Source organism: Marinomonas spartinae (genome assembly GCF_016461715.1).
In the GTDB taxonomy this organism is placed as follows: Bacteria; Pseudomonadota; Gammaproteobacteria; order Pseudomonadales; family Marinomonadaceae; genus Marinomonas; species Marinomonas spartinae_A.
This window is the reverse complement of record NZ_JAEMUI010000002.1, coordinates 19,426-42,276: the sequence shown is the minus strand read 5'-3', so window position 1 is coordinate 42,276 and position 22,851 is coordinate 19,426. Positions and strand designations below refer to the sequence as shown.

21 protein-coding genes are annotated in these 22,851 nt (G+C 44.1%); 10 read left to right on the top strand and 11 right to left on the bottom strand.

Annotated elements, in window-relative coordinates:
• The first annotated feature begins 8 nt into the window (after window positions 1-8).
• Window positions 9-1,670 carry a lytic transglycosylase gene (locus JHD45_RS02035; RefSeq protein WP_199474542.1) on the top strand — a complete coding sequence of 554 codons (1,662 nt, stop codon included), beginning with the start codon at window positions 9-11 and terminating at the stop codon, window positions 1,668-1,670.
• A 72-nt stretch (window positions 1,671-1,742) separates the two neighbouring features.
• On the opposite strand, the gene JHD45_RS02030 is transcribed toward JHD45_RS02035, so the two are convergent.
• The 4 genes from JHD45_RS02030 to JHD45_RS02015 form a co-directional block, all read right to left on the bottom strand.
• Window positions 1,743-2,033: a pyrimidine/purine nucleoside phosphorylase gene (locus JHD45_RS02030; RefSeq protein ID WP_199474541.1), complete on the bottom strand. Its 291-nt coding sequence runs from the start codon at window positions 2,031-2,033 to the stop codon at window positions 1,743-1,745.
• A 42-nt stretch (window positions 2,034-2,075) separates the two neighbouring features.
• A complete protein-coding gene (gene gcvA, locus JHD45_RS02025; RefSeq protein WP_199474830.1) occupies window positions 2,076-2,966 on the bottom strand; it encodes a transcriptional regulator GcvA in 891 nt (296 codons plus the stop codon).
• Window positions 2,967-3,094: 128 nt separating this feature from the next.
• Complete coding sequence (locus JHD45_RS02020; RefSeq protein WP_199474540.1) at window positions 3,095-4,444, bottom strand: DEAD/DEAH box helicase; 1,350 nt, start codon at window positions 4,442-4,444, stop codon at window positions 3,095-3,097.
• A 96-nt stretch (window positions 4,445-4,540) separates the two neighbouring features.
• The gene (locus JHD45_RS02015; RefSeq protein WP_199474539.1) at window positions 4,541-5,149 is read right to left on the bottom strand and encodes a DUF1285 domain-containing protein; all 609 of its coding nucleotides are present in this window, start codon (window positions 5,147-5,149) and stop codon (window positions 4,541-4,543) included.
• A gap of 217 nt (window positions 5,150-5,366) precedes the next feature.
• On the opposite strand from JHD45_RS02015, the gene JHD45_RS02010 reads away from it, so the two are divergent.
• A complete protein-coding gene (locus JHD45_RS02010; RefSeq protein WP_199474538.1) occupies window positions 5,367-6,329 on the top strand; it encodes a methylenetetrahydrofolate reductase in 963 nt (320 codons plus the stop codon).
• Window positions 6,330-6,394: 65 nt separating this feature from the next.
• On the opposite strand, the gene JHD45_RS02005 is transcribed toward JHD45_RS02010, so the two are convergent.
• The gene (locus JHD45_RS02005; RefSeq protein ID WP_199474537.1) at window positions 6,395-7,420 is read right to left on the bottom strand and encodes a glycosyltransferase family 9 protein; all 1,026 of its coding nucleotides are present in this window, start codon (window positions 7,418-7,420) and stop codon (window positions 6,395-6,397) included.
• A 163-nt stretch (window positions 7,421-7,583) separates the two neighbouring features.
• Here JHD45_RS02005 and JHD45_RS02000 point away from each other — a divergent pair, with 163 nt between their 5' ends.
• Both JHD45_RS02000 and JHD45_RS01995 read left to right on the top strand, forming a co-directional pair.
• Entirely contained in the window at window positions 7,584-8,294 is a 711-nt protein-coding gene (locus JHD45_RS02000) for a 3-deoxy-D-manno-octulosonic acid kinase (RefSeq protein ID WP_199474536.1), read from the top strand.
• The gene (locus JHD45_RS01995) at window positions 8,287-9,216 is read left to right on the top strand and encodes a lysophospholipid acyltransferase family protein (protein ID WP_199474535.1); all 930 of its coding nucleotides are present in this window, start codon (window positions 8,287-8,289) and stop codon (window positions 9,214-9,216) included. Before JHD45_RS02000 ends, JHD45_RS01995 begins: the two co-directional genes overlap by 8 nt.
• Before the next feature lie 81 nt (window positions 9,217-9,297).
• On the opposite strand, the gene JHD45_RS01990 is transcribed toward JHD45_RS01995, so the two are convergent.
• The 6 genes from JHD45_RS01990 to JHD45_RS01965 all read right to left on the bottom strand — a co-directional run bounded on the left by JHD45_RS01990 (window position 9,298) and on the right by JHD45_RS01965 (window position 16,002).
• Complete coding sequence (locus tag JHD45_RS01990; protein WP_199474534.1) at window positions 9,298-10,302, bottom strand: LLM class flavin-dependent oxidoreductase; 1,005 nt, start codon at window positions 10,300-10,302, stop codon at window positions 9,298-9,300.
• A 236-nt stretch (window positions 10,303-10,538) separates the two neighbouring features.
• Window positions 10,539-12,890 carry a fatty acid cis/trans isomerase gene (locus JHD45_RS01985; protein WP_199474533.1) on the bottom strand — a complete coding sequence of 784 codons (2,352 nt, stop codon included), beginning with the start codon at window positions 12,888-12,890 and terminating at the stop codon, window positions 10,539-10,541.
• A gap of 142 nt (window positions 12,891-13,032) precedes the next feature.
• A complete protein-coding gene (locus tag JHD45_RS01980; protein WP_199474532.1) occupies window positions 13,033-13,632 on the bottom strand; it encodes a hypothetical protein in 600 nt (199 codons plus the stop codon).
• 68 nt (window positions 13,633-13,700) lie between these two features.
• Window positions 13,701-14,081, bottom strand: coding sequence for a YacL family protein (locus JHD45_RS01975; RefSeq protein ID WP_199474531.1), 381 nt, complete (start codon window positions 14,079-14,081; stop codon window positions 13,701-13,703).
• An 11-nt stretch (window positions 14,082-14,092) separates the two neighbouring features.
• On the bottom strand, window positions 14,093-15,088 hold the full coding sequence (gene ylqF, locus JHD45_RS01970) for a ribosome biogenesis GTPase YlqF (RefSeq protein ID WP_199474530.1): 996 nt from the start codon (window positions 15,086-15,088) through the stop codon (window positions 14,093-14,095).
• Between the two features lie 344 nt (window positions 15,089-15,432).
• Entirely contained in the window at window positions 15,433-16,002 is a 570-nt protein-coding gene (locus tag JHD45_RS01965; RefSeq protein ID WP_199474529.1) for an ACP phosphodiesterase, read from the bottom strand.
• 267 nt (window positions 16,003-16,269) lie between these two features.
• Here JHD45_RS01965 and JHD45_RS01960 point away from each other — a divergent pair, with 267 nt between their 5' ends.
• The 6 genes from JHD45_RS01960 (at window position 16,270) to JHD45_RS01935 (ending at window position 22,841) form a co-directional block, all read left to right on the top strand.
• Entirely contained in the window at window positions 16,270-17,811 is a 1,542-nt protein-coding gene (locus JHD45_RS01960) for an ABC transporter substrate-binding protein (protein WP_199474528.1), read from the top strand.
• Window positions 17,812-17,887: 76 nt separating this feature from the next.
• Window positions 17,888-18,868, top strand: coding sequence for an ABC transporter permease (locus JHD45_RS01955; RefSeq protein WP_199474527.1), 981 nt, complete (start codon window positions 17,888-17,890; stop codon window positions 18,866-18,868).
• Entirely contained in the window at window positions 18,865-19,803 is a 939-nt protein-coding gene (locus tag JHD45_RS01950) for an ABC transporter permease (RefSeq protein WP_199474526.1), read from the top strand. The genes JHD45_RS01955 and JHD45_RS01950 overlap by 4 nt, the downstream gene beginning before the upstream one ends.
• Before the next feature lie 2 nt (window positions 19,804-19,805).
• Complete coding sequence (locus JHD45_RS01945) at window positions 19,806-20,846, top strand: ABC transporter ATP-binding protein (RefSeq protein WP_199474525.1); 1,041 nt, start codon at window positions 19,806-19,808, stop codon at window positions 20,844-20,846.
• Entirely contained in the window at window positions 20,843-21,859 is a 1,017-nt protein-coding gene (locus tag JHD45_RS01940) for an ABC transporter ATP-binding protein (RefSeq protein WP_199474524.1), read from the top strand. Before JHD45_RS01945 ends, JHD45_RS01940 begins: the two co-directional genes overlap by 4 nt.
• 43 nt (window positions 21,860-21,902) lie before the next feature.
• Window positions 21,903-22,841, top strand: coding sequence for a LysR family transcriptional regulator (locus JHD45_RS01935; protein WP_199474523.1), 939 nt, complete (start codon window positions 21,903-21,905; stop codon window positions 22,839-22,841).
• Window positions 22,842-22,851 lie beyond the last annotated feature (10 nt).

Here is a 22,851-nt window from a genome sequence, read left to right as displayed (position 1 = left end):
TGATAGCTATGAGTAAACATTTTTTTTGGGTTTTGTTGATAAGCCTAGTACTAACAGGCTGCCAAACAGCCTCAAATATCCAGAATAGCAACAGCAAAACAGACCTTGAAGCTGACGCAGATTCAGATGCCACTCCTGCCGATGTTAACAAAATCGGCTTTATTGATACGGTTCCACCTGTTTCGCCTGATGACAATGATACGTCTTCATCAACTCAAGACGTCAATACACAGGAACAACAAAAGGCAAGTAAACCACAGCCTCCCAAAGACCTTTGGACCAGAATTCGTAATGGTTTTAAGCTGAACTTAAATGTTGACAAACCTAGACTCTCTTCTCAGTTGCGCTGGTTTAGCTCTCATCCTGGCTATCTTGATCGTGTTTCAAAACGTGGTGAACGTTATTTATACTATATTGTGGATCAACTGCAAAAAGCTCACATTCCTACAGAAATCGCGCTTTTACCGATTGTTGAAAGTGGTTTTGATCCCTTTGGCTACAGCCATGGTCAAGCCTCTGGCCCTTGGCAATTTATCCCTTCGACCGGGCGCATGTACGGTTTGGACCAAGACTGGTGGTATGATGGACGACGTGACATTATCGACTCAACCCACGCAGCCATTGCCTATCTAACCCGTCTAAACAAAATGTTTGATGGGAATTGGTTATTAGCATTAGCGGCCTATAATTCAGGCGAAGGGACGGTCTTAAACGCGATACAGAAAAACAAACGGGAAGGCAAACCAACTGATTTTTGGGCCTTGGACTTACCCAAAGAAACCCGTGCTTATGTACCTAAACTGCTTGCTCTGGCCAAAATCATCAAAGATCCAGCCAAGTACCATTACAAACCTATTTTTATCCCCAACAAACCCTACTTTGAAAGCGTGAATATTGGCGGACAACTTGACCTAGCCCAAGCAGCCAAAATGGCTGACATCAGTATTGACGAGGTGTATTTGTTAAACCCTGCATTCAATCAATGGGCTACCGCACCAGACGGTCCCCATAGACTGCTAATACCGGTTAAAAAAGCGGCTCTATTTCGCGCCAACCTAGCGAAGATACCGAAAAAAGATCGTGTAACATGGATTCGCTATCGCGTGGAAGCAGGCGACAATTTACGAGCCATTGCTAAGAGTCACAACACAACAGTCAATGTCATAGAAGACGTCAATAAGATGTCCTCCACATTGATTCGTGTCGGTCAGGAATTAATGATTCCTGTGGCTGGCAATAAAATCAGTAGCTATACACTAAGCTCACATCAACGCTTGCTCGCCAAGCAAGACAGAGCACCAGGTCGTAATCGCATTAAAATCAACTATACCGTTCAACCAGGCGATAGCTTATGGGCGATATCCAATAAATACGATACCGACTCAACAACCCTAGCGCGCTGGAATAATATGGGATTGGCTGATCCATTACGCCCAGGGAAGAAACTTGTCATCTGGCTTGAGCCAAAACGACAAGCTAACAGTAGCAACCGCAGCATCATTAAAAAAGTCGTCTATACGATTCGCTCAGGGGATTCTTTAGCGATGGTCGCCAATAAATTTAAAGTGACATTGAATGAAATCAAAAAGTGGAACCCTGAAGTTGGCGAACAGAAATACGTTCAGCCTGGCGACAAGGTGACATTGCTGGTCAATGTGGTTGGTGGCTAACCCTCTCTTTAAGCATAAAAAAGGCTGATTCGATCAGCCTTTTTTATGCTTGCCATGTGCTGCATACGTTATTTATTCGTAGCGACAAAGATAGGCAGTGGCTTGCTTCACTTGAAGTGAAAAAGTTTGATTCGCTTCCACCATAAAACTCTCGCCTTTAGAAAACGTTCTCCAATCGTCTTCATCCGGTAATTTTACTGTCAGCTCACCAGAGACCACGGTAATATATTCTCTTTTGCTGGTACCAAACTCATAGTCCCCCACCATCATGACACCGACAGTAGACACCCCTTCTTGGTTTTCCAAGGCAATGGACTTCACCTGATCATCGAAATAACTATTTACTGTTAGACCTTTACTCATGTTTACAACCACTCCATTCAACGAATAACAACAACGTAAAACTCACTTATTGCCAACCATCTCTTCGATGATCCATTCTTTAAAAGCCAACATGGCCGGTGTGACACTGCGACGTTTCTCATATACTAAATAGAAAGAACGCGCGGTTACCAAAGGCTGATCAAACAATACCTTAAGCGTACCTGCTGCAATCTCTGGCATCACCAGATCCACATTAGACAAAGAAATACCCAACCCCTGAGCCGCTGCACCAGCCGTCAAAGACCCACTCGAAAACATCAACCCCCGGCGGAATACCTTAGGGTCTAAGCCATTTTGTTTAAGCCAATCATGCCACTCATCCTTACGCTTTGTCACGTGCAATAAGGGATAGAAACGCATATCTTCTGGGGTATTGATCGGCTGATCTGCACGAATCAATTTAGGATTGCATACTGGTGATAATTTAGCAGGTGTTAGAAAATGAGACTCCACATCATCCCAATCACCATAACCAAAATACACCGCCATATCGATATCACCAGTTGAGAAATCAATCAACCCAGTCGAGGAGCTAATTTCAATCTCTATATCTGGGTATTGTGATTGAAAGCGCTCCATCCGTGGCATCAACCATCGGGTTAAAAACGCAGGCGCCACCGCTAAACGAAGCGAACCAACCCGCTGTGAGCTTTTAAGCTCTGCCGTGGCACTTTCTAATTGCTCAAATATGCGTTTAATCGGCTTAAGATACGCTTCACCGGCATCGGTTAAAATCACCTTTCGCTTCGTTCGACGAAACAATTCAACCCCAAGAAACCCTTCTAATCCTTTAATTTGATGGCTAATCGCAGAAGGTGTAACGGATAATTCTTTAGCCGCTTTATTGAAACTGCCATGACGCGCAGCTGATTCAAAACACTTCAATGAGTTTAATGGCGGTAAACGATTAATAGGCTAATCTCCAATAGTTTCTTAGTTAACAAATAGCTGGTATTAGGTTAATCTGTCAACAAATCAACCCACCAGACAGCCGTTTTGCAACAAGAGCCGATCATAATAACGCCAACAGAAGGCCATCTTTAAGACTCTTCGTCATCTGAGGTCGTTTGTTGCGTTGAAAAACGCTTGGGTGGCAATTTGAATGCCTCAAAGCCATCTTGGGTATTATCATGAAACTTACCCTTGGTTGGAGCCGCCTTACGAGGCGCCTTCTTCACCGCTTTTAGTTTCTTCGCTGGGGCTTTTTTAACCTCTTTTTTGATGGTTTTTTCTGGCTTAAGCCCTTTAAATTTTGCTTCTAGGCCCTCGATAACATCTACAGCAAACTGGCGCTGCAAAAAGGCTTCAATCGCTTTGAAGTTAAGCCAATCTTTGGGGCCTACCAGAGAGTAAGCATCTCCCTTAAAACCCGCTCGTCCTGTTCGTCCCGTACGATGAACAAATTCTTCCGCTTGTTTTGGCAAATCAAAATTAAACACGTGGGAGACACTGGCAATATCCAAACCACGAGACGCCAAATCTGTACTAACCAGCACGGTAAACTGCCCCTTTGAAAAGCTTTCCATCACCTTATTTCGAGCACTTTGTGATAAATTGCCATTTAAAGCGCGCGTAGTTAACCCCCACCCTTCAATCATTTCTGCTAAACGAACGGTATCACTTTTTGTTGCAGTAAAGACAATAGCCTGCTTAATTGTCTGGGTGGTTAATAGGTGCTTTAACATATCTTGTTTATGATCGAGGTGATCACACAAATAAACATGCTGTTCAATGTCTTTATGTTCATCGTAACCTTGGCCGATTGCCACTCGTGAAGGCTCTTTCAATAGCTCCGCAGCAATAGTATTAACGTCGGTATTATCCAGTGTCGCCGAAAAAAACAAGGTTTGTCTTAATCGATGATTCGCGGCAGCGTTAATCGCGCGCACCGCGTCAGCAAACCCCAAATCCAACATACGATCCGCTTCGTCCAATATTAGCAGCTCCAGCCCTTCTAAAAATACATGGCGATGCTTAATGTGATCCGCTAAACGACCTGGAGTCGCAACCACAAAATGCGGATCTTTTTGCAGTGATTTGTGCTGATCGTTAAAGTTTTCACCGCCCTGAATCAGGATGGACGAAAAGCTTGTTCCCGCTAACAACAAACGCAACTGACTGTAGACCTGTTTTGCTAATTCTCGCGTTGGTACTAACACAACCACTCGCGGATCCCGCTTTGATAGCGCTCTTGTTTTATAAACACGATGCAAAGCAGGTAACAAGTAGGCCAGCGTTTTTCCTGAACCGGTTTTCGAGGAAGCCAGCAAATCCCGCCCGACCATCGCCTCAGGCATGGCGCGAGCCTGTATTTCCGTTGCTTCTTCAAAGCCCATATGCGCAATGGACTTCATAATACGATTATCAAAACCAAATTCTTTAAATAACAAGTAACCTTCCTCTTTAAGACATGACATACATGTGTTTGACACACGTTAGTTTTGCGCATTATACCTCAGCCAAGCACCAGCACACACGGAGATTCTTTACTCATCACGGATTAATGAGGCTTCATCTATTAATAAGTAAGACTTACCTGCACTCACCAGCCCAAGCCCCTCCCCTTGTTCGTTCGAGACAGGCTCTAGATACTTTGTAAGATCATAAAACACATTACGATGTAGCATCGCTTTCATCCCGTAACGCATGGATATATAAGGCCTTTCTTCCGAACTTGTGTTTTGACTAACGCTTTTCTTTTGAGCCACATTTGACGGTGCCATCCAGATGTCACAATCAACACCTAACTGCACCACATCATGGGTAAGAGACGTAAACTCTATGATACGCCCTTGTTCACTCTCAACCTGTTCATTCTCAAGAAAGCGCCACTGGGTAATAAGAAATGGGGCATCTTCCACCTGTATTCGTACTTTCTCACTGGGAGTCACCAAAAAGTATTCGTTATTGTCAAACCATAAAATACGAGAAAAAAGGGTCACCATCTTTTCTCGCTTAATTTTCCCGCCTTCATGAATCCAATCGCCATTGGCCTTAATGATCAAATCCATATCGCCACAGAATGGTGGTGACCATAAATGCACCGGTGGTAAAGCAGATGTCTGCCATTCCGAAATTTTCGATACATCCAGCATAACGCCCTCCTTTTTCGATAAAAACAATATTCATCATGTCATGTTTATTGAGCAGATTAATCCATCTCAATTAGTCTTTAGTTTTATTCATCGCTAGACAGTTATCTTGAAAGTGATTCACTGATAGGATACCACCCATCAGAATAATCCTATAAAAAGTGCCCAACCAGATGCACTTTAAAAGACCTAATACAGAACAAGAGAAGAGTGTGGCATTATGAAAACGCAACTAGCAACCAAATTTGCAGACCCTAGCCGAGGTGTTTATTTTATTGGTACCACGCCACCTAAATCTTCTGTGGATGATGAACAACTTGTACAAATCAGTCAAAAGTTGCTAGAACGTCTCAATGGCATCGATATTGATGGATTGATTGTCTACGATATTCAAGATGAAAGCAGCCGCATCGATAAACCTCGTCCTTTTCCCTATTTGGAAACTCATGACCCACGGGCATGGTCAAAACGCTTAAAAGAGGCCTCAGGCTCACCTGTCATCACCTACAAATCGGTCTCTTCACGCTCTTCAGAAGAATTTTCTGGTTGGCTACAAGAAGCATGGGATGAGTTCGATATTAGAGACATTGTTTTAGTTGGCTCGCCATCGTCTGAAGGCAATATCAAGCTACCACTTTCTGAAGCCTACTTGGCCTTACAGCATGCGCCTCAAGCCTTTCATCTTGGTGGCGTCACCATTGCTGAACGCCACGCCAAAAAGAAAGACGAACACGTACGTTTGATGAACAAATCTAAAGCAGGCTGTGAATTCTTTATTTCTCAAGCTGTATACAACCCGCAAGCCACGGCAGATCTTATCAGCCAATATGCCCAAATCTGTAAGGAACAAGGGGTTGCACCAAAGCGTATTATTCTTACTTTTACCCCATGTGGCAGTGCGAAGACATTAGAGTTTATGGAGTGGTTAGGCATTTCCGTGCCTGTTGCAACGAAAAATCGCATCCTAAATTCAGACGCTCCCTTGGCAGAATCCATCAAGATTTGCCGCAGCGCTTTAGAGCAAATTATCGAAACAGCCCTACCGGATGGCGTCCCACTAGGGCTAAACATTGAAAGTTTAACCAATCGTAAAGAAGAGATTGATGCCTCTATTCATCTTTACAAACTACTCAAAGCGACTCTCGATTTGAAATTGGCAGAAAAAGAGTTTGCCGATGAATAAAATACATCCGCTCAATAGACCATCAGTTCTATTGAGCGGAAGTCATTTCAGAGACTTGCAACACACTAACTAACCAAATCCAATTGACGAATTACCTTGTTGACCTTTTTCATTACACGATCTATCGGTAATTGTGCCATCGCATCCTCACGATGAACCGTCGTTGCCCAAGGCAGCATTTCCACAGGCTTGCCCTTTTCCTCTTCGACCAATTCACGATAAACGCTCACGACGTTCTCTTGATCATTATAAGGTCCTGTTCGCATTGGGTTTGATAAAGCAAACAAGGCAATGACAGGTGTATTCACCACAGTGGCCATATGCGCAGGACCAGTATCGGGACTAATCACCAATTCGGCACGCTGAATCACATCAAACAACGAGGTAATACTCGTCTGTCCCACGAGGTTCAGCACATCAAACCCCTCGCTTACCGCCTGACAAACCTGCACCTCACGCTTACTCGGCCCCCCTGTCACGACCACATCGATGTGGTTTTCTAACAACGAAGCAATCAAGGTTCGATAGCCTTCAAGTGTCCAATCTTTTGTCACTTTTGAACCACATGGATTCACAACCACATAACGCTTAGGTAGATCAAGACCACTAGGCGGGATGTCCACATGCCACACAGGCGCTTGCTCAGGCACATCAATAGCGCGGGCAAGAGACATCAAAGCATCCAACACATGTTTGCCACTTGGCTCAGGGGCTAATTCATTCACAAACCAATGTTGTTTTTCTCGTGAATGAGACCGAGCAAAACCAATACGACGCTTTGCTTTTAATACACGCGTTAACAGACTGGCACGCAATGACCATTGCATATGAAGTAAGACATCAAACTCTTGCCCTTTTAACGACTTTCCTAATGCAAACATTCCCTTGAAACCGGATTTTTTGTCATAGACACGGACATCGATATTGGGAATAAGCCGAGCCAATTGTGCTTCGGCTGGCCCTGTTATCCAAGTAATGGATGCTTGAGGGTAACGCTTTTGAATTGCACTGACTACGGACATCGCATGACACACATCCCCCAAAGCGGATAATCGAACGACGGCGATACGTTGAATGCTTTCTTGTGTCATCTTGTCCTCAAAGGCTGTTTAAAATCGGCGAGTATTATAGAATAGCCAGCTTTGAATGTGTCGAAAATAATCCGCAAAAAGAAAACGACATAATAGAGTCTCGCACCAGAACCATTAATGCGAACAACAAATTCTTAATCCGTATCATTTTCAAGCGAGTGTTATGCCTGATACACACATTATTGATGCTCATACCGTATTGTTAACCAGCGATACGTCCTTGCCAATTGACACCAACTGGTTCACTCCAGACTATTGGAAAAAACAGGGCGCGCTCACAGGTACGGCCCAAGGTCGTGGTGCCGTCTGGTTTATTATCAGTAACTACGGCCAGTTTGTTATGCGACGCTACCGCCGTGGTGGATTGGTTGCTAAATTTAACAAATCGTATTTCCTCTTTTCAGGGCACAAAAAAACACGCCCTTGGTTAGAGCTTAGTTTGTTAGAAACCATGCGAGACATAGGATTGCCTGTGCCAAGACCCATCGGTGGAATATATACCGTTAAAAAAGGTTACTACAAAGCCACCCTGATCACAGAAACTATTGATTGTGCCCGAGATCTTTTTGACATACTAAAAGACGGTTTCAGCAGTGAAATAAATTGGTATGACATTGGCCGAGTAATCAGACAATTTCACGACCATGGCATTCATCATTCCGATCTAAATTGCCATAACATCATGATCGACGATAATAAAAAGGTATGGGTGATTGACTTTGATAAATGTGATCAACGACCTATTAATGAAGAGTGGCCACAAAACAACCTAGACCGCCTCAAACGCTCACTCAATAAAGAATCACAAAAACATGCCCACTTTACCGTCTCTGACGAGCAGTGGCACGACTTACTGGAGGGATATCGTGGCTGATAAAAGCACGAAAGACTTAACTTTGAAGCAATTATTAGCACCCAAATATTGGTTCACTTGGATCGTCATGGGCATCACCTATTTAATCAGCTTTTTACCCTGGCAAGCCAAACAAACCCTTGGAAAATACCTTGGCTTGTTAGTATACAAACTGGCACGCAAACGTCGCCATATCTGCGATGTAAACTTTAAAATTTGCTACCCAGAAATGAACGCACAAGAACGTGAGAGCCTTACCAAAGCACACTTTATCAGTGCTGGCAAAGGCTTATTGGAAACCTTCGATGCGTGGTATCAGCCTGCATCAAAATTATTGCCGAGAGTGGAGTTTGACTCTCAATATGTGGTGGATAAAGCCCTCGAAGCAGGCAGAGGCTGTATTTTAATCAGTGGCCATTTTTCACCATTGGATTTATGTGGCACCTTAATCGCCAGTCACTTAGACCTCCACCCTATTTATAAGCGCCAAAATAGCCCTGTTTTTAATTGGGTAATGGAACATCAGCGTAAAAAGGTCTATAGCAAAACCATTGAGCGCTCGGATATGCGCGAAGTTCTCAAATCGCTTAAGCAAAATAAACCCGTCTGGTACGCGGTTGACCAAGATTATGGCCGCAAACATTCGGTATTTGCCCCCTTCTTTGGACGCAAATGCGCGACCATCTCTCATATTGGACGCATTGCGAAAATGACTAAAGCCCCAGTGCTGTTATTGGATTATGGTCGTACAAAGACGGGTTATACTTATCGCTTTAGCGAAGTACCGGATTATCCAACGGATGATGATGTTATCAACGCCACCATCATTAACCAACTGATGGAAAAAGCCATTGAGAACAAAAAAGAGCAATACTTATGGTCTCACCGCCGCTTTAAAACCCCGGTGAATCATGGTGATCCATCGCCGTACGATACCATGTAGTCAAATTTATCTATTTAAAACAACAAACGCCTTACAGGGAAGCCCGTAAGGCGTTTATTTATAAAGGGAGCAGACTAGCCGTTAAGCCACATAATCCACCATTTCATGACGCAACTCGGACATCAAACCAAGAGACGCGAGTCGTTTCTCACCATCATAAATAGGAAACGAGATAATCAACTCATCAATCTCCGTTTTTTCAATAAAACTACTGAGTTGATGTGCTACTGAGGCTTTCGTCCCCACCACAGCAAATTGCAACGCATGGGACACCATATGACTTTCGCTGGGAGACCAAATCGTATCCATCGATTCAACCGGAGCAGGAAAAGCATGGTTTCCACCACGGCGTAAATTAACAAACTGTTGCTGAGCAGAAGTGAACAGGTAATCCGCTTCTTCTTGTGTATCGGCCAACACCGCCATAATGCCAGCCATTGTATAGGGCTTATCCCCCTCTTTTTTGGGTTTAAAGTGTCGTCGATACACCGTCAAAGCTTGCATCAATTGATCTGGGGCAAAATGAGAAGCAAAGGAATAAGGCAAACCAAACTCGGCAGCCACTTGCGCACTATACAAACTTGACCCTAGTAACCAAAGTGGCACATTCGTCTGTCGGCCCGGCACGGCAACAATACCTTTATCAAAAGGCCCGTCCCCTAACAAACGTTCTAACTCTTGCACATCCTGCGGGTAGTCATCAACAGAGGCCTGCATATTACGACGTAATGCTCGCGCAGTGAGCATATCTGTCCCAGGGGCTCGACCTAACCCCAAATCAATTCGATTTGGATACAGCTCCGCCAAGGTACCAAACTGCTCGGCCACAACCAATGGCGCGTGATTCGGCAACATAATGCCACCAGCTCCCAACCGAATGGTCGAGGTACCCGCGCCGATATGAGATAGCAAAACAGCAGGGGAAGAGCTTCCAACACCAGACATCCCATGATGTTCTGCCAGCCAGTAACGCTGATAACCGTGAGTTTCTGCCCTTTGAGCCATTGCTAAGCTCAAAGAGAAGGATTCTGAAATGGATTTGCCTTGCCCTATCGGCGACAAATCAAGTATGGAAAAAGGTATCATAATATATATCCGTTTAATCTTTATACATCTTAAATTGGGGACAATTACCAATAGACAAGTCTAAGAGTTTGCAGAAAAAGTGTAAGTTCGAAATATTTCGATATATAAGAATAAAATCAAACAAAGAACCGCTTATATCCAAGAAGGCGTTTCCAACAAAGTAAATGGGCCCAAAGCCGTTAAGCCATGAGCCCATATCTACACGCTATCGATATCAGTTTTGATCTATCGAAACATTAGCGGTTTTCTAGTCGATTGTAATCCAGAATACCACTGGCCCGAGGCCGCTCTTCTTTATTCAGCTCAGCAATTTCATCACTCACCGTCCAGAATGCTGGGTTAGTACGACGTATCCCATATTGATTCACTAACTGGGTGAAATCCTCTCGCGTTTGCAAAGCTGAAACTCTATGCACCAAATCCGGAATATCACTTTCTTCTACCCGCATCAAGAGGTTTGGATAATCACCAACGACACCTTTTGTCACTGTTACTGTGTCTTCAGAAGGTAAACGTGTGGCCGACTCGTTCAATAAACTTGAAATATTACTATGCGCCTGATTTAAAATCAGCGTTAACAACTCTTTTGGCTTACCATGAGTCGTTACTAACACCAACGCAGTGTTCGGCAAATACTGCAAACCTTTACCTTGCAATGTTTGCAAACTTTTCAGTAATGCAATGTCATGCTCAGACAAATTTGTTTCATCCAAATCGTAAGCATGGTTAAGCACCTTAGCCAACCGCTCTTTCAATTTATTAAATAATTCAGCCTCGTGGTGAGACGTCGTATAATGAATCTGCGACTGAGCACTGATCTTAAAGTAAGCACTAAAAATATAATCCTTAATTGTCTGGTTCGCACCACGATACCAATACTGGCGAATAGTCGAACGCTCATCCCTGGGCAAGAGCATCAAAAAGTTCATTTCACCCTCTATACGCAAGAAGTCCATGTATAAGCGAGTATTTAATTGATGACCAACATTTCCGTAAACATCAAATCCGGCCACCAACAAGTAATGAATACGTTCTAATAAGGGGTAATCAATCACCCAAGCCGTTTTGGGATCTTGCCCAACCAAGCCTTTAACCACACTGGCATTGTCAAAATTCCGGAAAATCGTTAAAGCCGCATTCTCATTGTGGCCATCACCGTTCCAGATTAAGCTCAGATTAAGTGGAATTTTATTACCTAAATTGTTATCAATCAGCTTCGCCTTAGCCGACAAATACTCTTTTTGTTGCTGGGAAAAACGCACCCATGAAGATAAAGGCAATGCATTACTACTGCTTTCTGCTGGCAGATCTAAATGTTGTACTTGTGTCTCTAGAAACTTCGCTGTTTCCTGATTAATGCCCTTTTCAGGATTCACAAAAAACACCCAAAAATGATCATTAATCACATTGACAGCGACTTGCCCATGGCAAACCGGCCCTTTGATAAACGACATAATAGTGTCTTGAGCATGGTCAAGCATAAAGCGATAACGTCCACCAACTGGCAGCTGAGCAAATGCTTTAAAGGGATTGGTCGCAACCTCAGGCGAATAACCTGGATCTTTCGTTACCTTATAATCCTGAGAATAAAAATCAGACTGCCAGCGTTTATATACCGTCTCATTCAATTCAAAAGGAATGTGATTCTTTTGAACTTTCACTTCAGGATCTCGCCATAAACGATAATACACACGCTTTACACCCGGGTCATCATAGGGGCGACGCGTCGCGATACGATCAATTGGCTGGCCTGGAGGCGTCTTTGATCGCACTAGCTTAAAGCGGATATCATTATCATTACCTAAGTACAAGCTGTACAAAAAGACATGCTCATAAATATAGCGATCTACCAAGCGTTCTTTTAGTGTATTGCCATTTAATCGGCTTTCCCACAAAGCTACACGTTGTTGAACGCGGTCCGGCAGGGGCTTAGCTGCTGGCATTTTGGCGCCTGACGCAAGCCAACGTACTAAAATATTAAATTCGTTGTCTGTTAAGGCAGGAAGACCATATGGCATCCCCCACCTTGGAAAGGCATGCTCGAAAGAAGAGTACTCTTCTATGGTAGGACACTGTTGATTACGATAAATGGAAAAGTCGTAATCATCCGACAAAACCGCTTGGGTAAAATTCCCCTGTTTTTTTCGTAAGGCTATCGCACGATACACTAAGCTACCGTCTAAATTGGCTGCAGGTGACTGTCTGCGTTCATTTAAAACTGGGTAAAAACCTTTATCACGCCATTGTTGAGTCGTTTGCGCATCAATAAAAAGCCGCGTGGGCGTCGCCGCAAGCAGGCGTGTGCCATCGTACACCAACTCTTTTGAACCGCCCCGCTCAATCCCCTCAGGCGCAGTGAATTTTAGTTGGCAAGGGGCGTCATAACAGGCATGACAAGTAACACAACGGTTATCCAAAATGGGGCGAACCTGATCATTATAAAATTCAGCATCTGCCTCTGAGACCGACTGGCCTTCACGATTTGCGACTTTTTCCACGCCGAAACTACTATCTAATTGCTGACTGGCAAATAGCGCACAGCCGGAAAAAAGCAAAACACAAAGAACAACGATCAACGCCCTTGGCATAAGAACAGTCCTAATATAATAAATGAGTAGTCAGAAAATTCGCACCACTAAACTCAGTCCCGATTATAAAAAAGGAACATAGCACGAAGACAAAAAAAACGCCCATAATATGGGCGTTTTCTTACAATTTGTAACCCGCTAGCTATTCTTCTACAAGCAAACCATCATCTTCATATTCATCGGCAAGCTCGTAAGCGTCATCCCCCATATCATCATTGGCCATGATAAGAGCTTCTTCATAAGCGCCACCGAACTCAATACGCGTAATGTCGTATAGATCGTATTCAAAAGTATCATCGAACCAGCGTGCATCCGATCCTATTTCTTCAAGCTCATAGGTCACCGCATCGGCTTTTACGACACGACCAATTTCACAGCTGTCAGGTTCGACCTCTTCACGGTGCAAGGTCACAAGACCATATTCCTCGCTGATATCAATCAACAAAACCGCTAAATCATCTAAATCCACCTCTGGATCTTCAACTTCTTCACCGCGGAGCGCCAAAACCCGTTTTTGAAAATCATTAAAAGGAGCCGGATGAACAAAATCACTAATGTCTTCTAAAAATAAAATTTGATAGCCATTTAGATGAACACCATCATCCACTAATTGGAGTAATACCATCTCCTCATTGGCATCCACAACAAAGCCGTCCGTCCAATTATCTGGACCGTCTAAATCCTCACGAAAAATGCGGACAACATTATTTCGGGCACGGGCTTTTTCCAATTCGATGAGCATATCGGCTCCCTTAATGCGTAAAAAGAATAAACAGGCGCTAGTGTAAACCCAGCCAACGTATCGAACAACTACTGCAACACATCATACCAATTTTCTAATAAATCCATAAAATCTTCTAGTCCGCATTCCGCTTGAACACCATCGGAAGACGTTTGGTAAAAACTCTCTTGCGTATCAAACATAGCTTTGATTTCTTCAGCGGCTGAGTCCCAGTCAACTTGCCGTGATACTGAGACTCCCTCTTCGTTGATCAACACATCGAAAGGGCCATATTTCATTTTGGTGGTTTCCTTTTCAGATTCCGCCAATGTAGTGGCCATTAACACACGCTGAATATCTTCCTTACCTGTTAAATACAATGCCACCCATTCTGCAATGGCCGCAAATTCATAATCTGTATAAATACGATAGGAATTTTCATCCTGATCAAAGGCAATATTATAATCCATAGCCTTAAACCTCACTCAGTCTCATCACCTGCTTTAGCATCCTGCTGTTGGGCTTGTTGGTTTCGGTATTCTCGGTTTTTTTCCTGCTGACGCTGCGGTATGGCAGCTGCCAATCGAGCCTGCTTTTCTGCTTCTTTTTTGGCCTTCGCCTCTTCTACCAATTGCTCTTCATAAGCAATCATCTCAGGCGTTTCCATTACATAAGGGCCAATCGCACCGGTTCTTACATCGTTCAAAAACACTTCAGCTGCCTTATGCATGTCTATTTTGCCACCTGCTCGTAACGCGCCGCGCTTAGAGCCAATCACTTTTAATACTTCATAAGGATCGCTACTCAAGTCTTTAAGCTTGTAGCGCGTTACTAATGCGTCTTGATAATCCTTAATAAAAAAGCGCAAGCCAACTAAGGCCACATCTTCATAATCAATCGCCGTATCACGCACCGCACCGGTAACTGCTAAACGATAACTGGCGTCTGGATTCTCTATTTTAGGCCAAAGAATGCCTGGCGTATCCAGTAAAACAAAACCATTTGTCACTTTTAACTTTTGCTGCGCTTTTGTGACAGCAGGCTCATCGCCAACTTTTGCAACGCGACGGCCTAATAAAGCATTCATCAAACTGGATTTACCAACATTTGGAATGCCAGCAATCATAGCGCGTATCGGTTTTTCTGCCGTGCCGCGATGTGGTACCAACTGACTCACCCATTGAGCAATCTTTGCCACATCGGCTTTATCCTGAGTCGAAAAAGGGTGAGCTAAAATCGTATCATTCCCCTGCCAGTGCTCTAGCCACAACGCAAGACGTGCTTTATCGGCCAAATCTTTTTTATTCAACAAACGCAGCACAGGCACGCCTGCTCGCAAGGTTGTTAACATTGGATTTTGACTTGAATCTGGAATGCGCGCATCCAACACCTCGATGACCACATCGACTTGCGTCATCACCTGTTCGATTTCTCGACGCGCTTTGTTCATGTGTCCTGGATACCACTGAACGCTCACCCCTGTTTACCTCTCTGTATTGCATCTATTTTTGCGGCTGCGCAGTCTATCACAACTTCTTCGAGAAGGTGTGAATAAGTCCTCTTAATATATGGCCCCACTTTTTTAAAAAACAAATTGTTAAGGACTCTGCGAATAATCATCATCAATTACGCCTTTATCCATTGGCTGAATCTTTTTGTGATCTACATCAAAACAAAAAATACTCGTCTCTTTAAGATAGACCTTATCCGAGTGGCCTGACGCATTTTTAGTCAAACAAATGCCACAGCGCCATGAGGATATTCTCTCGATTGGGCCTTTGTGCCCCGATTAGCCAAGGCTGTGTGTGGCCTTGGCTTTTTTTATGCTTGGCGATCAACAAATGCTAATAAATCAGGATACAGTCGCAGAAAAGGCGTTTCTCCCTGAGCCAATACCTCTGGTAATTCCTCAATAAAAGGCTGCAAATGTTGGCCATGACGCCAACGCCTCATGATGGAACGAATGGCATTCTCCACACCTTGTTGTGTGCCTAAATCAGCCAACCAGTTATGTTGCTCTAAAGAAAAAATCATTCTTTGCAAACGCTCAGGACAACGATGAACATCCGCCATCAATGCCATAACGGCCTGCTGACAAAAAAGGGGTAGAGGTATATCACTGAACTGCGTCCAATAGCGAATCAGCCAATAATCCATCACAATATCTTGAACAATGCCCGCAAAACGACGCCGACCGGTTCGTGCCATAGAACGAAACAAAGCACTTTGCTCATGCTCGTCCACCATCACATCCACTTTTTGATGCAGACGCCAACCTTTCAATAAATCGTCTGGCAGAGTATTGACCTGGACAGAGAAATCCCCCAACAAATTCCCCGCAAATGAGGTTTGAGTCCGTTCTGCTATATGTAAATGTGCAAAGTAATTCAAGCTACATTCCTTTCAAGCGACTGATCATGGCGAATTGTCACACAATCAAAGTGCGTAATATCTTCTTATTTGCTGTATTTCGCGCTCATTTTTTGACATTATAGTGTGTTAACTGCTTGGACAAACTTCTTCTCAGTTTCTCAACATCATCAAGTTGGTTCATCTGAATAGCTCAATGTTGAAAAACGGGCAATACAGCCAGCACCCCATATTTCGCACCGATATACCCACGCGCAGTAGATAGCGCATAAATAGGAGTACTGAATAATGAGATACTTTGCCTTTTTGGTGTCTTTCTTGGCACTTCTTATTAGCCATACTCTGCCTGCTGCCACCTTACGTATGGCGTTCGACTCTGAGCCAATTTCCTTGGACCCGCAAGAACAACTTTCCGAAAGCACGTTACAGTTTTCACACATGGTCTTTGATCCATTAGTGCGCTGGACACAAGATGGAAAAATTCAACCACGGCTTGCGACAAGCTGGAAGCAAATATCGCCAACCACAACTCGAGTCTATTTACGCAAGAATGTTCACTTCCATAACGGCAATCTCTTTTCGGCAAAAGATGTGGTCTACACTATTGATCGCTTAAAACGTTCACCAGACTTTCGCGCCTTGTTCACTTCTATTGATTCGGTCACCAAGGTCAATGAATACACGGTTGATATACATTGTAATCACCCAACCCCTTTGCTACTCAATATCCTGACCTATGTTTTCCCTATGGACAAAAAGTTCTATGAAGGGCGGGACCAAATTATAAAATTTGGCCGCACTTTTGCTTCACAACATACCTCAGGAACAGGCCCTTTTATCATCAAAGAACGTGATCCAGGCGTACGTATGGTATTAGTCCGTAATAAAGATTATTGGGACACAAAATCAAAAGGCAATGTCGATAAACTGATATTGACCCCCATTAGAAATGATTCGACTCGTCTAGCCGCCCTGTTGTCTGGTGATGTAGACTTTATCTTTCCCGTTTCCCCGGTAGACATTGCCCGTGCAAAAGAAGCCGATAACATACAAGTCATTACCTTACCAACCAGCCGCTTGTTATTGCTCCAACTAAACCAAAAACGCCGTAAAGAATTCCGTGATATTCGAGTTCGAGAGGCCATCAACTTAGCGATTAACCAACCACTCATTGTCAAAAAAATCTTGAGAGGGTATGCCAGACCCGCAGGACAACTAAGCGCTAGCTCCCTTTTAGGCTATGTGGATACGATCAAACCTGAATACAATCTGAAAAAAGCATTGCAATTGATGAAAGAAGCAGGCTACCCACATGGGTTTCGAGTCAGCATGATGGCTCCAAATAATCGCTATATGGACGATGAGAAAGTCGCACAAGCCGTCGCTGCTATGCTTGGCAGGCTGCATATTACAGTCGATTTAAAAACACTGCCAAAAGCGCAATATTTTCAACAATATGATGCTCGTGCCGCCGATATTATGATGCTTGGCTGGCAATCAGATACGATGGACTCAAATAATTTATTTGAGTTTTTAACCGCTTGTCCTGATGCCAAATCCGGTTTAGGTGCTTATAATGCCAGCGAATATTGTGTGCCTGGTATCAACAGTGAAATCACTCAAGCTAACCGGGAAATGAATCTCAAGAAACGCACGAAAATCTTGCAAGACATTGAAACCAAAGTGGCAGACTCTGCTGCGGTGGTTCCGCTTTATTGGCAAGACCTAACATGGGCAGCGAAGGACAACATAGGAATAAAAGACATCGTTAATGAACAGAATTACCCCCATCTAGGGGACTTGGTCATAACGCCCCCTAAGTCAAACTAGCCAACATGATACCGATGACTTAATACTTTATGAGTTTCATTAATATGCTCGTACAACATGGAGTTCCAAAGGACTGATGCTCGCTTTCCTTTTTCGTCGCTTAATACAAGCCTTCTTTGTCATGCTCACCATTAGCGTGATCAGCTTTGCTATACAAGGAAAGCTGGGCGACCCAGTCCAACAAATGGTCGGTATGACAGTGTCACCCGCCGAACGTGCACACCTCAGACAAGAGCTTGGCCTGAATGATAGTTTTGCTGTGCAATATTGGCATTTTTTAAAAAACGCTGCCCATGGTAATTTTGGCATATCCTATTACTACAAAAAGCCAGTACTGGATCTTATATTTGAGAGAATGCCCGCGACACTAGAGTTGGCTTTTTGTGCGATTATATTAGTGGCTATTTTTGCCACCCCGTTTGGCATATACGCCGCCATCCGTCCTCGTAGTCTATTGTCTCGTCTGATTATGGCGTTTAGTACCCTTGGCCTGTCTGTGCCCATTTTTATTGTTGGCATATTTTTAGTCTACGTATTTTCTATTCAACTGCATATGGCGCCAAGCTTTGGCCGTGGACACACCGTTGATGTATTTGGCATATGGAAAAGTGGCCTTTTCACGAAAAGTGGCCTACACCACCTAATGCTTCCCAGCATTACCCTGGCCTTTGCACTAATGCCCATTTTTATTCGTTTAATACGCTCAGAAATGATGGAAGTATTGCACTCAGAGTACATTCGCTTTGCTTGGTCCAAAGGGCTATCAACCAATCGTATTTATTTTATCCATGCCCTGAAAAATACCATGCTCCCCGTTATCACCGTTGGGGGAATTCAAGCTGGGACACTGATTGCTTATACCATTCTAACAGAAACCATTTTTCAATGGCCCGGTATGGGGTTTTTATTCATAGATGCAGTGAGCAGAGTTGATACGCCGCTCATCTCTGCCTATTTAATGGTCGTAGGCGGCATCTTTGTGACAACCAATACAGTCGTTGACCTCATCTATGGTTTGGTGAACCCAACCGTTAAATTAGAGAATCATGGATTATGAGCTACTTAAAAAAGGACATTGTTCACCCTTCTGCTGGTAGTCGATGGCAGCGTATCTGGTCCGGTTTTCTTGGGGATAAGTTGGCAACCTTGGCCCTAGCTGTGTTTATTTTTTATTGCATTATCGCGTTATTCGCGCCGTTACTTGCGCCTTATGATATTAACAGCCCTAACTTTATGAACTTGAATAACGCAGAGATTGCACCGAGCTGGATCAGTGGCGACCCGCGTTTTTTACTTGGCACAGACGCTCAGGGACGTGACTTATTATCCGTTATTTTGTATGGCACTCGACTCTCGCTAACCATCGGGATCTGTGCGGTTCTCATCCAAGTCACATTAGGCATATGTATTGGTTTAACTGCAGGCTACTTAGGTGGGCGTATTGATAATTTTTTGATGCGTTGTGCCGATGTTCAACTATCCTTCCCCACCATGATGGTAGCCATTGTTTTTTTGGCCATTTTTCAGACACTATTTGGTGTAGAACTTTATCAGCAGCTGGCCATGCTAATGTTGATTTTAGTCATTGGGTTAGCAGAGTGGCCAATTTTCGCTCGAACCGTACGTGCTTCAGTATTAGCCGAAAAGCAAAAGGAATACGTTGATGCAGCCCGTATTATGGGCATTGGTACGAAACGCATCATGTTCAAGCACATTTTACCTAACACCCTATCGCCAGTCTTAATCATTTTCACCGTGCAAATAGCCAGCGCTATCGCAACAGAGGCCGCTTTATCCTTTTTAGGGCTCGGTATGCCTTCCTCTGACCCCTCTCTGGGTTCGCTAATATCGGCAGGGTTTAATTACATGTTTTCTGGCTCTTGGTGGATTTGTATTTTTCCCAGTATTGCCCTAATTGTCTTAATTCTAGTGATGAACCTATTAGGTGATTGGCTTCGAAGCTATCTCAACCCAAGGACGTACAGGGATTAACTATGAACTTACTAACTGTCAATAACCTGAACGTCAGTTTTCGTATCAAAGGCATTGAACTAGCCGCCTTAATCGATGTGAGCTTTACCCTGAATCGAGGAGAGCGCATTGCTATTGTCGGGGAATCAGGTGCTGGCAAATCCATCCTTGGGCTCTCTATCGTCAACCTTTTGGATAAGCCAGGCTACATCAAATCCGGCTCTGTCAAATTGGAAAACAAAGAACTCAGTAAAATGAACACGCGTCAGCTGCAAGAGATACGTGGCAAACGTATTGCCATGATTTTTCAAGACCCAATGATGACGCTAAATCCCGTGCTGACCATTGGCGCTCAATTGGTCGAAGCCATTCGCAGCCATACGCGCATTTCTTTTAAAGATGCCAGAAATATTGCTATTGAAAAACTGCATAGTGTACAAATTGCTTCTCCAGAACGCCGTTTTGATCAGTATCCCCATGAACTTTCCGGCGGCATGCGCCAACGCGTCATCATTGCCAGCGTACTATTACTGAATCCCGACATCATTATCGCAGACGAGCCTACCACCGCATTGGATGTGACTATTCAAGCTGAAATTATTCAACTTTTATTAGACGTGTGTCACGACAACAGCATGGCTTTAATTCTCATCAGCCATGACCTTGGTGTGGTGTCGCGCGTTGCGGAACGCACATTAGTCATGTATGCAGGACGAATCGTAGAGGAAGCACCGACTCTGGAGCTGATAAATGACCCACAGCATCCCTATACTCAAGGCTTGCTGAATGCCCTTCCGCAAATGTCATTACCGGGTCAAAGACTCAATCAAATCCGAGGTAACATGCCCGCATTGAATGATCGCCCTAGCGGTTGTGCTTTCCATCCTCGATGCCCGTATGCCACGCAAAAGTGCCGTACAGAACAGCCCAACTTTATCTATAATGGCATTTCAAGCGTCTCTTGTTTTCTTGTGGAAGACATGCTCGAAGAAGAAAAATCAGAAGAAGACATAGACCTATTAGACATCGAATACACAACATCCCATGATGAGGGCCAAGCATGAACGCAACCCCTCTCATCCAAATTAGCCATCTTGAAAAATCGTTTGTAACCAAAAGCAGCTGGTTAGGACAGTGGCAACTCCGTAGGGGAAAAATACACCGCCGCAAAGAAAGCGTACATGCTTTGAATGGTGTTAACCTGACGATCAATCAAGGGGAAACGCTTTGCATTGTTGGGGAAACTGGGTGTGGTAAATCCACTCTTGCGCGTGTCCTCATGGGGCTAACACCCGCCACCAGCGGCGAAATACACTACCAAGATCAACGTATCGATCACCTAAACGATCATAAACGCATGATGTTTCGTCGTCGCATGCAAATGGTCTTCCAAAACCCTTATGCGTCGTTAAACCCAAGAATGACCGTTTATCAAACATTGAGTGAACCTATCTCTTTTCACAACCAGCAGCTCAACCGTGTAGAAATAAACAGCCAAATAGAACACTTATTAGAATCCGTTGGCATCAGTCCTTCCAGCGCTGATCGCTACCCACACGAATTCTCGGGGGGGCAACGCCAGCGTATTAGCTTGGCACGAGCACTTTCTGTCGAACCCGATTTTATCGTGGCAGATGAACCCCTATCAGCCCTTGATGTCTCTGTACAAGCGCAAGTACTCAACTTAATGATGGACAAACAAGAGGAGCGCAATCTCACTTATCTGTTTATTACCCATGATCTAGCGGTAGTAGAACATTTTGCTACACGCGTTGCCGTCATGTACCTTGGTAGAGTCTGTGAGCTCGCCAGCACTAAGACTTTATTTAGCACCCCAAAGCACCCCTACACTCGGGCGCTGTTGTCTGCCATTCCGAGGTTAGACACCAACATGACACAACCGATTAGACTGATCGGTGAAGTACCAACACAAATAGAAAAGCCCATTGGTTGCGTATTCCAAGCCCGCTGCCCTTACGCCAACCAACGCTGCTATGAGACATCGCCTAAAATGCTGCGACAAACAGACGGTAGCAGTGTGGCTTGCCATGCCATTGAGGAGGGTCGCTTATCATGATGATCGCACCTGACCTACAGCAAACATCCCATGGGGGTCACTCATGGAAATAAGATGGCTTGAAGATTTTATTGCTTTGGCAAAAACACGACACTTCTCCCGCGCAGCTGATGAGCAAAACGTCACTCAACCAACCTTCAGTCGCCGTATTAAGCTGCTAGAGGAGGAGATGCGCGTTACCTTGATCGACCGCAACACGCTTCCACTCTCGCTCACACCTGCAGGGGAAGTTTTTTTACAAAGCGCGGAGCTGATTACCCGTCAACTGCGTGATACGAAAGAGCGTTGCCAAGAGATTCGCAAGCAAGAAGAATCACAAATTCGCTTTATTTCAACACAGACACTATTTTTGAGTTTTTATAAAGATGCCATTGAACCCTTTTGCAACAGCATCAATATGGACATGGACGTTAATATGAAATCTAGCTCTTGGCTCGGTATCGACTTCGTTAACTCATTGGTGAATAAGCAATGTGACTTGATGCTGTGTTATTGGCATCCCGCCATCAACTTTATTCGCGCACTAGATGAAGAGCAATATGAGCACTTGGTTATTGGTCAAGAAACACTGATTCCATGCAGTGCAACCGATTCGAACGGCGAAGCTAAATTCCAATTACCTGGCATGAGACGCAAACCGCTCCCTTATATTGGTTATTATGAAAATTCCTTTTTACAGCCGATTATTACTCACCATCTACAACGCCAAAGGGATGTTCCACAGCTACAAACGCTCAATGAGAACTATCATGCCATTAGTGTTAAAGCCATGGTGAAAGAAGGTTATGGTGTAGGCTGGATCCCGAAAAGATTAATGTCTGACACGCTTAATTATGGGAGAGTCGCGCTCGCGGGGGAAGAAAACTGGCATATTCCATTAGAAATACGCCTGTACCGTTCACGCTTTAACACGAACCCCAACCTGAACCAGTTTTGGCAGCTATTAAAAGAGCACATTAGCCGCACTAATCAGCTCCTATAAAATCGCAACA

What these genes read in the sequence shown, in the direction of transcription:
- JHD45_RS02035 (WP_199474542.1), top strand. Translation starts at nt 9, where the DNA reads ATGAGTAAACATTTTTTTTGGGTTTTGTTGATAAGCCTAGTACTAACA.
- JHD45_RS02030 (WP_199474541.1), bottom strand. Translation starts at nt 2,033, where the DNA reads ATGAGTAAAGGTCTAACAGTAAATAGTTATTTCGATGATCAGGTGAAG.
- JHD45_RS02015 (WP_199474539.1), bottom strand. Translation starts at nt 5,149, where the DNA reads ATGCTGGATGTATCGAAAATTTCGGAATGGCAGACATCTGCTTTACCA.
- JHD45_RS02010 (WP_199474538.1), top strand. Translation starts at nt 5,367, where the DNA reads ATGAAAACGCAACTAGCAACCAAATTTGCAGACCCTAGCCGAGGTGTT.
- JHD45_RS02005 (WP_199474537.1), bottom strand. Translation starts at nt 7,420, where the DNA reads ATGACACAAGAAAGCATTCAACGTATCGCCGTCGTTCGATTATCCGCT.
- JHD45_RS02000 (WP_199474536.1), top strand. Translation starts at nt 7,584, where the DNA reads ATGCCTGATACACACATTATTGATGCTCATACCGTATTGTTAACCAGC.
- JHD45_RS01990 (WP_199474534.1), bottom strand. Translation starts at nt 10,302, where the DNA reads ATGATACCTTTTTCCATACTTGATTTGTCGCCGATAGGGCAAGGCAAA.
- JHD45_RS01985 (WP_199474533.1), bottom strand. Translation starts at nt 12,890, where the DNA reads ATGCCAAGGGCGTTGATCGTTGTTCTTTGTGTTTTGCTTTTTTCCGGC.
- JHD45_RS01980 (WP_199474532.1), bottom strand. Translation starts at nt 13,632, where the DNA reads ATGCTCATCGAATTGGAAAAAGCCCGTGCCCGAAATAATGTTGTCCGC.
- JHD45_RS01975 (WP_199474531.1), bottom strand. Translation starts at nt 14,081, where the DNA reads ATGGATTATAATATTGCCTTTGATCAGGATGAAAATTCCTATCGTATT.
- JHD45_RS01960 (WP_199474528.1), top strand. Translation starts at nt 16,270, where the DNA reads ATGAGATACTTTGCCTTTTTGGTGTCTTTCTTGGCACTTCTTATTAGC.
- JHD45_RS01955 (WP_199474527.1), top strand. Translation starts at nt 17,888, where the DNA reads ATGCTCGCTTTCCTTTTTCGTCGCTTAATACAAGCCTTCTTTGTCATG.
- JHD45_RS01950 (WP_199474526.1), top strand. Translation starts at nt 18,865, where the DNA reads ATGAGCTACTTAAAAAAGGACATTGTTCACCCTTCTGCTGGTAGTCGA.
- JHD45_RS01945 (WP_199474525.1), top strand. Translation starts at nt 19,806, where the DNA reads ATGAACTTACTAACTGTCAATAACCTGAACGTCAGTTTTCGTATCAAA.
- JHD45_RS01940 (WP_199474524.1), top strand. Translation starts at nt 20,843, where the DNA reads ATGAACGCAACCCCTCTCATCCAAATTAGCCATCTTGAAAAATCGTTT.
- JHD45_RS01935 (WP_199474523.1), top strand. Translation starts at nt 21,903, where the DNA reads ATGGAAATAAGATGGCTTGAAGATTTTATTGCTTTGGCAAAAACACGA.